Raw genomic sequence first — 8,155 nt, 5'->3', positions numbered from 1 at the left:
CTTGGATTTGGTGGGTAAAATGTATTCTAAGATACATTCCTTCTAGCGAGGGGGTGGAACGAACCACAAAGACACAAAGGACACAAAGATTGATCGATCATATTGTAAGTTAAACTTATCACACAGAACCTAGAAGAGCCACTTCCCTGACTGTTAAAACCGACTAAGGGCAAGAAATTAAGCTTAAAATGCCGAGGTGGTAGTCAATCAGTCGGTCGAACCCGGGTTTCTAGAGGCAGAAATAAGCCAAAAAGCCCCTAAACCGGAGGTAAGAACCACGACAATAATTAACCCGACCAATAACCAACTATTTTTAGAAAATGGCTGTTTTGAAGCAGTAACGGTGATGGGACGAGTGACCGGGATTTCTTCCTTAACCCGCAGCGAAGGAGAGGGAGGTGTAACCAAACGGGGAGGAACTGGGATGACGAAGGAGGGTTCCTCGACGGGATTCCTCTCAAAACTCTTTACCACTTTTTCTAATCGTCTTCCCTGATCAACTACTGTCTCGATTTCCTGACGTAATTGCCGATTACTCTTGACAAGTTGCTGGTTTTGTGCTTCTAGAAATTCCACCCGTACCTGGCTGGCCTGCAATTCTTTGACCAATTCTCGATAGACCGAGAGGGGAACCGAGGGGCGATCAGTGCAACTCTGGGGTACTTGGGGGGAAATACGCGGCGTAGTGGTCATGAATTTTGACTAATTTAGGGCTTTTAAGCGGTAAAAATGCCCCACAGGACCGGTTCCTTGACCGATAGGGAGGGAATGATCGAGGGCGTTAGTAACGTAATCCTTGGCTTTTTTCACCGCTATTTTCAGGTCATCACCCAAAGCGAGGTTAGCGGCGATCGCGGCCGATAGGGTACAACCAGTCCCGTGAGTATTATTGGTTTCGACGCTTCTGGTCTTAAAAGTTTCCCATTCCTGCCCATCAAAGCAGATATCAACCCCACGCAGCCGGCCTTTCATACCTCCTCCTTTCACTAATACCGGTGTGGCCGACTTCTGGAAAATAATTTCGGCGGCCGCTTTCATCGCCTCAAAATCATTGATCTCGATGCCACTTAAAAGCTGCGCTTCGTAACGATTAGGGGTAACAATCGAAGCCAGAGGAATTAAACTATTAAAAAGACTATCTAAAGCTCGATCATCAATTAATTTGGCTCCTACCCGCGAAACCATAACCGGATCCACCACTAAACTGGTCAAACGCCAGCGCTCGATCGCCTCGGCCACTGCTTCGATAATCTCGCTGCTGAACAGCATTCCTGTCTTGACCGCTTGCACACCCAGATCCCCGACCACGGCATCGATTTGGGCTGTCACCATTTCTGGACTTAAGGACTCGACGCGCTCGACCCCCAGGGTATTTTGGGCGGTAACGCAGGTAAGGGCGCAGGTCCCGTGAACTCGGTGGAAGGCGAAGGTTTTCAAATCAGCTTGAATTCCCGCGCCGCCACCACTATCGGAACCGGCGATGGTGAGGGCAATGGCAGTCATAGGCGGTTAGCGATCAAAAGGACGACGACGTTGCAAGAATTCGGGGATATCTAATCCTGCGGGTTTTGGTGCTTCAGGAGTCGGGACAGGACTAGGTGCGGGGGTATTGATCACCACCTTGTTAGTGGTGGGACGAGAGGGGGATTCGCCGGAAAAACCGGTGGCAATGACGGTAATTCTGACTTCTCCCTGCATTTTCTCGTCAATTACTGCCCCAAAGATGATATTAGCGTTGGGATCCACCACTTCATAGATAATTTCGGCGGCGGCATTGACTTCATGTAGGGTTAGATCTTGACCACCAGTGATGTTAAAGACTACGCCTTTCGCCCCTTCGATCGAGGATTCCAGTAACGGCGAGGAAATAGCAGCGATCGCTCCTTCCTTAGCCCGAGATTTTCCGGAACCGATGCCGATGCCCATTAGGGCCGAACCCGCATCGGCCATCACTGCCCGCACATCGGCGAAATCCACATTCACCAGACCGGGGATAGTGATAATATCCGAGATACCCTGTACCCCTTGCCGCAGCACATCATCAGCGACGCGAAAAGCCTCCTGTAGGGGAGTTTCGGCGGGTATTACCTGTAATAACTGGTTATTGGGGATAATAATCAGGGTATCGACCCGACTTTGTAAACCGCCCACCCCTTCATCGGCCTGATTAGTGCGACGACGACCCTCGAAGGTAAAGGGACGGGTCACAACTCCCACGGTCAAACAGCCGATTTCTTTGGCAATTTCGGCCACAATTGGAGCAGCCCCCGTTCCCGTGCCACCGCCCATGCCGGCGGTAATAAAGACTAGATCGGTTCCTTCCAATGCTTGGGCGATTTCATCCCGAGATTCTTCCGCCGCTTTCTGTCCGATGGCCGGATTGCCGCCCGCCCCTAGGCCGCGGGTTAATTTTGTCCCGATTTGTAACCTCTGGGGGGCGGAGGAATGGGCTAGGGCTTGCGCGTCGGTGTTAATTGCCCAAAATTCGATTCCGGTCACGCCACTGGCGATCATGCGGTTAACGGCGTTACAGCCCCCACCGCCGACCCCGATCACCTTGATCTTGGCGACATTGCTCGGCACGATGCGATTACTACGACTTTCTTCTCGGGGTGTCATCTGTGATTCATGGGGACGAGTAAATAATACTCCAGCATTATTCTGAGAGTAATGATTATCTTCGCTCATAGCTGAACTGGCATAATCGTTACTGTTCAGATTGGGATAGGTGGAAACGATTTCATTAATCGATGTCATTGGAATTGGAACACTATTAGTACAAGATTCTGTTATTGATTTGATGAATCAGAGATGCAATGTTAACACTATCACTAATATTATGTCGGTTCCAGTATCTACATTATCAGTTTCTTGTTCATAAAATCATAATTTGGTTTTTTTGGCAATACATAAGGGGAATAATTGCAGTTATTTACTGATCAATTCCAGTTAATCCCTGCCAGTTGCCGTTACTTTGGCAACCATAGGGGCTGGCTGCGGTTTTAATTGTACAGTGGGAGCATCGGGATTGCTCAGGTCAATGTAGATAATTCGCGCTAGAGGTATCTTGGATGACAATTGCCGTGATTGTACGAGAGCGGTTAATTTTTCCGGCAATCTATCTTTATAAAAACCTAAATAGACCTGTCCCAGTTCAGTTTTTAGTACAAGATTACTAGGATTGCGCCAATCGATGGCGGTAACTTTAATCGATAAGTTATCAATTAAGGGATAAATTTTTTGCCACTGTTGTTGATATTGTCGGTCGTAACCAAGCACTTCTAGGCTAGGTAATTGGCTTTTGGGTAGAGTTCGACCATAATAGTTTTGAGGAATTATCGTTCCGGTGGCATCTAAAAAACCTTGCTGTTGATGAGAACGCCAACGGGCAACAGGTTTTCTTTCTTGAATAGAAACAATCACTTTCGGGGGTAATAATTGCCGCTCGATCTTAACGTCGGCAATAGCGGGAATAGCCGCTAGTTTTGCTCGCAATTGATGGGTGGGTAATTCCCAGATAGATAGAGGATAGCTTAATTTTAGCCAAGCACGAATCGACTCGGAAGACATTAATTCCGTGCCTTCGATTTCCACCTGTCCGGCCTTGGTAATTGTCCAATAGGGTGAAGTCATCCCCCAAGCTAATCCCGTCGCTAAACCACTAACCACCAGAAAGCGACCTAGAGCTTGCCACACCTTTGATCGCCTTTGGTGGCGCAGGTTTTGTCGTTTTTGTTCCAGGGAGAGGGAAGAAGGGATTTGATCGCTCATAGGGAAAATCCGGGACAGTTTTGCTGTTATCTTAGGTCGCGAGGTGGGCTGCTGGCAACTCGATCGCCACTCAAATAACCAGTTTGACAAAGAAAGAGATAATAAATGTTATAACAGTATTAGTCTACAGGCGTTCTTTTGTCTGTCTCCAGTAAACCTAAACGCTCCTTTTTGCCAAGATATTTCGACGGTCAGCCAGAAAGAGCATTTCGGCAAGAACAGCCTAATTTATCTGAAAATTACCTATGGTTATCAACAAACGCGGACTTGTTCTCGGTGCTACAGCAGTGGTCCTGTCTACCGTCGCCGTCACGGGGGCGGGATTCCGTCTCTCCCAAAGTCAAGCTTTTTTTCAGGAAAGTCCCAAGGAAACCGTTGATGAGGTTTGGCAGATCATCAACCGCACTTATTTAGATGGCACTTTTAATCAATCGGATTGGAACGCCATCCGCAATCAGTATTTAAATCGTTCCTACAAAAATCAAGAGGAAGCATACACCGCTATCCGTGAGATGTTGAAAACTCTCAATGATCCCTATACCCGTTTTATGGATCCCAAAGAGTTTAACAATATGAAGATCGATACATCGGGAGAATTGACTGGGGTAGGGATTCAACTGACCAAAGATGAGAAAACCAAGCAGTTAGTCGTGGTTTCACCCATTGAAGATACTCCCGCTTCTAAAGCTGGTGTGCTGCCTAAAGATGTGATTATCGCTATCGATGGTAAATCTACCGAAGGCATGGAATTGGAGCAAGCGGTGAGCATGATCCGCGGCAAAGTGGGGACAAGCGTTAAGATCACGATTCAACGGGGTGAGGAGAAGAAAGAATTGACTCTTACCCGGGCCAAAATTGAAATTCACCCAGTGCGGGCCCGCACGGAAAACACCCCGATCGGTAAAATTGGTTATATCCGTCTCAATCAATTTAGCGCCCAAGCTAGTGGCGATATGAGTCAAGCGATTCGCGAATTGGAATCTGAAGAGGTGAAGGGTTATATTCTCGATCTGCGTTCTAACCCCGGCGGTTTACTTTACGCCAGCATCGAAATCGCTCGGATGTGGATACCCGATGGTTTAATTGTCTCTACGGTCGATCGCAAAGGGGTGACGGAACGTCAACGGGCTAACAATCAAGCTTTGACTAATAAACCGCTAGTTGTCCTCGTCGATGGTGGTTCCGCCAGTGCCAGTGAAATTCTCTCCGGAGCTTTACAGGATCATGATCGGGCGGTTATTGTCGGTACGAAAACCTTTGGTAAGGGATTAGTGCAATCGGTACGCAGTCTTAGTGACGGTTCCGGATTAGCGGTGACAATTGCCAAGTATCTCACCCCCGACGGACGGGACATCAATAAAGATGGTATTCATCCGGATGTGGAGTCGGAACTGAGCGAGGAAGATCGCAAAAATCTTCAACAGGAACGGGATCAGGTGGGAACCTTCCAGGATCCTCAATTCAAGAAGGGTTTTGAAATCCTAGAAAAAGAAATCGCGGAAGGCAAAAAAACGCCCACCAATACCGCTAAACAATAGGTTGACATTTGCCCGCTCGAATTAAACCCACCCGACGGGCGATCGCTTCTCCCCGCTCGGCAAAAGGACCCCAGTATTGACCATTGACTGGGGTTTTTCCGTTTTCTAGGGCTATAATCTGACAAATTCCGGTATTTTCCTGGACAATGTACCAGTTTTGTGCGCTATTATCCATAGATTTTTCTCCTTATACCCCAAACCCTAGGGTTGATTCATAGTAGGGTTGATTCATGAATCAACCCTACCCCAAACCCCAAACCCCACACCCCACACCCCACACCCCAAACCCCAAACCCCAAACCCCAAACCCCAAACCCCAAACCCCAAACCCCAAACCCCACACCCCACACCCCACACCCCACACCCCACACCCCACACCCCACACCCTACACCCCACACCCCACACCCTGCCCCCACGAAAAACTTTTTGCCGCAAACCCGAAGTAAAAAATTTTTATAAACTTCTTGACAAAACCGGGGAGATAAATGCTAATATTAAAAAGGTCTGTGCAATGGGGATTAGCCAAGCGGTAAGGCAGCGGGTTTTGGTCCCGCCATTTCCTAGGTTCGAATCCTAGATCCCCAGTTTAGTATTTTTTATTCCCAATCCGCCAATGATCGAGAATATCCTTGATCAAAGCTTCCTTTAGCCAAATACGACCGATAAGCGCCAGGGGAACCGCCAGAAATAGCCCTAAAAAGCCAAAAATCGAGGCAAAAAACAACTGGGCCAACAGGGTAAAAGCGGGTAAGAGCTTGAGCGACCGCACTGTTAAAATGGGCAGCGGTGAATGATGGTCGAAATATTGAATTAACAGATAAATACTGCTGTAGAGCAGTAAAACTGCCCAGGGTTGCCAGGGAGCTTCCAGAAGGGCGATAGAAAAGGGTAAAATCGTGCTTAAAACCGGCCCGAGGTTGGGGATAAAGGTGAGAAATCCGGCCAGAATAGATTGGGAAAAAGCGAGGGGAATGCCAATCAGGGATAGACCCAGGCAACTGCCCAAGGTCATAATCAACATATGACAGAAAATCCCTTTTAGCCAAGCTTTTAAATCTCGATCGCAATCTTCTAGGATCGATCGTACCCGAGGACGGTAGAAAGCGGGAAATAAACGCAGAAAACAACGGTGGTAAGCGGCAGGATCGGCGAGAATCATCAAGCTCAGGGCAACAATTAGCAGTAAGCTGAGGATAATGCCGAAAGTACCGTAAAAAATGCTCAAACCCCGGCCAGCAATTTGGTTAATCAGGGGTTGTAATTGAGCGAGCAGCGTTTTAAAGTCCGGGAAGACACTGGCCAGACTAGGATCGAGATAATCCTCAAGACGATGCAGTTGTCCCCAGAGTCTTTCTATAGCTTGGGGTAATAAACTAAATAATTGGCGAAATTGTTGAACTAAAGCGGGTATAATCCCCACAAAAATACCGATAATACCAATAAAGAAGCTAAAAAGAGTGATAATTAGGGCGTGGGAACGTTTGAGGTGATGACGCTGCCACCAAGTCACAGCCAAATTTAAAATCTGAGCCAGAAGAATCGCCATCAATAATAATAAGAGAATCTGTCGAATTTGCCAGAGAATCAACAGACAAAAGACTAACAGGACTAAACCGAAGCTACTGCCAAAAGTCATGATAAGCAAGGAGAAAGGAGAAAGATTCCTAATCAGTTATTGTCCGTCTCCAGAGGGCAAAAACCGTGAGCAGAAAAGGAGTAAAAACCAGAATTAAAGTGTTAAGAGGACTGGGAGTGAGCGATAATAAAGGGGCAAGATATTTAATTCCCAGGGAAATCAAAGCCGATATCAAGATTATTTTTATAATAAAGCCGCTCATAGATCAGTTTTTAGGTAACACAAGCACTATCTTATCCCTGAAGAGGGTAAAAATTGGTCGAAATGTGGAAATTATCTGCCATCGGTTTTATAGACCTCTTGCATAATTTTTTTATGGTACGATAGACGGTTTTGCTTTTTTCTCGATTTTTAGATTGGTAATTAGGCACCTCAATAAGCATCGCTTATTGAGAATGATAAAGCTCAAAAGTGCTGAAAACACAGGGTTTTTGAGATACGCAAAAAATAGTTTCTTTGAACTATCGATCATGTTATGTCAATAATAGTCGCTAGAACTTAAGTTTTCCCTAGCTTGTTGAGAATATCCCTTTGCCGAACATTTGTATTGTTTTTAGAGAATTCCTTAACTTATAAGGGTTTCAAGGATTGTCTTTGTCAATAAGGCTTCCTTGTTGCGGTGACTAATTACTTAGATGGAAGTCGAAAAAAGAATAAAATGTGATCTTAGGTCAGGAAATCATCTATACTTTTGCTATATTTATGGCTCTCTTGGGTTTGGTGGGTAAAATGTATTCTAAGATACAGTCTTGCTGGCGAGCGAGTGGAACGAACCACAAAGACACGAAGATCGATCGCTATTATATAAGTTAAACTTATCACACAAAGAATAAGAGAGCCGGCAGCGGTCATGATTTTAGTTTATTTAAAAAAAGTCGAGTTCGTTTTCATCCTTTAACTACCAGCATAGAAGACAGTAGTTATCAGGGAATAGCTGCATACCATAGTAATAGTTATACACCGAAAAAGAAACCGAAAAATGGAAAATTAAAGGAGTATAACAAGGCTTTAGCCAAAGAAAGGATTATCATTGAACCTATAAATAGTAAACTCAAAATCTTGAAAATATTATCCTGTAAATATCGGAATCGTCGTCGAAGATATAGTTTAAGAGTTAACTTGTTGGCGGCTATTTATAACTGTGAGTTAGGGATAGGTATAGCAGCTTCTTAAAAGTTGCCTAAAGATTAATCAAGTCAAGGAGAATTT

The 8,155-nt window shown here is 45.8% G+C and carries 9 protein-coding genes, 1 tRNA gene and 1 pseudogene; 3 read left to right on the top strand and 8 right to left on the bottom strand.

Annotation, left to right across the window (positions count from 1 at the left end; translation table 11 throughout):
* Positions 1–207: 207 nt before the first annotated feature.
* The 4 genes from IM450_RS21440 to IM450_RS21425 form a co-directional block, all read right to left on the bottom strand.
* Positions 208–693, bottom strand: coding sequence for a bZIP transcription factor (locus tag IM450_RS21440; protein ID WP_287670561.1), 486 nt, complete (start codon positions 691–693; stop codon positions 208–210).
* Positions 694–702: 9 nt separating this feature from the next.
* Positions 703–1,503, bottom strand: coding sequence for a bifunctional hydroxymethylpyrimidine kinase/phosphomethylpyrimidine kinase (gene thiD, locus IM450_RS21435; protein ID WP_287670559.1), 801 nt, complete (start codon positions 1,501–1,503; stop codon positions 703–705).
* A gap of 6 nt (positions 1,504–1,509) precedes the next feature.
* Complete coding sequence (gene ftsZ, locus IM450_RS21430) at positions 1,510–2,757, bottom strand: cell division protein FtsZ (protein ID WP_002801422.1); 1,248 nt, start codon at positions 2,755–2,757, stop codon at positions 1,510–1,512.
* 192 nt (positions 2,758–2,949) lie between these two features.
* Positions 2,950–3,771 carry a cell division protein FtsQ/DivIB gene (locus IM450_RS21425; protein WP_002801423.1) on the bottom strand — a complete coding sequence of 274 codons (822 nt, stop codon included), beginning with the start codon at positions 3,769–3,771 and terminating at the stop codon, positions 2,950–2,952.
* 245 nt (positions 3,772–4,016) lie between these two features.
* Here IM450_RS21425 and ctpC point away from each other — a divergent pair, with 245 nt between their 5' ends.
* Positions 4,017–5,309: a carboxyl-terminal processing protease CtpC gene (ctpC, locus tag IM450_RS21420; protein ID WP_002801424.1), complete on the top strand. Its 1,293-nt coding sequence runs from the start codon at positions 4,017–4,019 to the stop codon at positions 5,307–5,309.
* Here the strand turns inward: ctpC and IM450_RS21415 are convergent.
* Positions 5,299–5,484 (bottom strand): hypothetical protein, encoded by a 186-nt coding sequence (locus IM450_RS21415; RefSeq protein WP_002736073.1) that lies wholly within the window; start codon positions 5,482–5,484, stop codon positions 5,299–5,301. The genes ctpC and IM450_RS21415 overlap by 11 nt on opposite strands.
* A gap of 338 nt (positions 5,485–5,822) precedes the next feature.
* On the opposite strand from IM450_RS21415, the gene IM450_RS21410 reads away from it, so the two are divergent.
* Positions 5,823–5,895: transfer RNA gene (locus IM450_RS21410), tRNA-Gln, on the top strand.
* Between the two features lies 1 nt (position 5,896).
* Here IM450_RS21410 and IM450_RS21405 read toward each other — a convergent pair.
* The 3 genes from IM450_RS21405 to IM450_RS21395 all read right to left on the bottom strand — a co-directional run bounded on the left by IM450_RS21405 (position 5,897) and on the right by IM450_RS21395 (position 7,798).
* A complete protein-coding gene (locus tag IM450_RS21405) occupies positions 5,897–6,946 on the bottom strand; it encodes an AI-2E family transporter (protein ID WP_287670555.1) in 1,050 nt (349 codons plus the stop codon).
* A 28-nt stretch (positions 6,947–6,974) separates the two neighbouring features.
* The gene (locus IM450_RS21400; RefSeq protein WP_287670553.1) at positions 6,975–7,148 is read right to left on the bottom strand and encodes a hypothetical protein; all 174 of its coding nucleotides are present in this window, start codon (positions 7,146–7,148) and stop codon (positions 6,975–6,977) included.
* 464 nt (positions 7,149–7,612) lie between these two features.
* Positions 7,613–7,798, bottom strand: coding sequence for a hypothetical protein (locus IM450_RS21395; RefSeq protein WP_085983396.1), 186 nt, complete (start codon positions 7,796–7,798; stop codon positions 7,613–7,615).
* On the opposite strand from IM450_RS21395, the pseudogene IM450_RS21390 reads away from it, so the two are divergent.
* Positions 7,787–8,119: pseudogene (locus IM450_RS21390) on the top strand (IS5/IS1182 family transposase); the annotation flags it as partial. The gene IM450_RS21395 and the pseudogene IM450_RS21390 sit on opposite strands and share 12 nt — an antisense overlap.
* Between the last annotated feature and the right edge of the window lie 36 nt (positions 8,120–8,155).

The organism is Microcystis sp. M083S1, from assembly GCF_020246405.1.
GTDB lineage: Bacteria > Cyanobacteriota > Cyanobacteriia > Cyanobacteriales > Microcystaceae > Microcystis > Microcystis aeruginosa_C.
Note: the sequence above shows the minus strand (reverse complement) of the source record. Positions and strands in the feature narration are given on the sequence as shown.

Excerpts from the sequence above, each read along its gene's own strand:
- ctpC (WP_002801424.1), top strand. The coding sequence starts at position 4,017 with ATGGTTATCAACAAACGCGGACTTGTTCTCGGTGCTACAGCAGTGGTC.
- IM450_RS21405 (WP_287670555.1), bottom strand. The coding sequence starts at position 6,946 with ATGACTTTTGGCAGTAGCTTCGGTTTAGTCCTGTTAGTCTTTTGTCTG.
- IM450_RS21400 (WP_287670553.1), bottom strand. The coding sequence starts at position 7,148 with ATGAGCGGCTTTATTATAAAAATAATCTTGATATCGGCTTTGATTTCC.
- IM450_RS21415 (WP_002736073.1), bottom strand. The coding sequence starts at position 5,484 with ATGGATAATAGCGCACAAAACTGGTACATTGTCCAGGAAAATACCGGA.
- ftsZ (WP_002801422.1), bottom strand. The coding sequence starts at position 2,757 with ATGACATCGATTAATGAAATCGTTTCCACCTATCCCAATCTGAACAGT.
- IM450_RS21425 (WP_002801423.1), bottom strand. The coding sequence starts at position 3,771 with ATGAGCGATCAAATCCCTTCTTCCCTCTCCCTGGAACAAAAACGACAA.
- IM450_RS21440 (WP_287670561.1), bottom strand. The coding sequence starts at position 693 with ATGACCACTACGCCGCGTATTTCCCCCCAAGTACCCCAGAGTTGCACT.
- thiD (WP_287670559.1), bottom strand. The coding sequence starts at position 1,503 with ATGACTGCCATTGCCCTCACCATCGCCGGTTCCGATAGTGGTGGCGGC.
- IM450_RS21395 (WP_085983396.1), bottom strand. The coding sequence starts at position 7,798 with ATGACCGCTGCCGGCTCTCTTATTCTTTGTGTGATAAGTTTAACTTAT.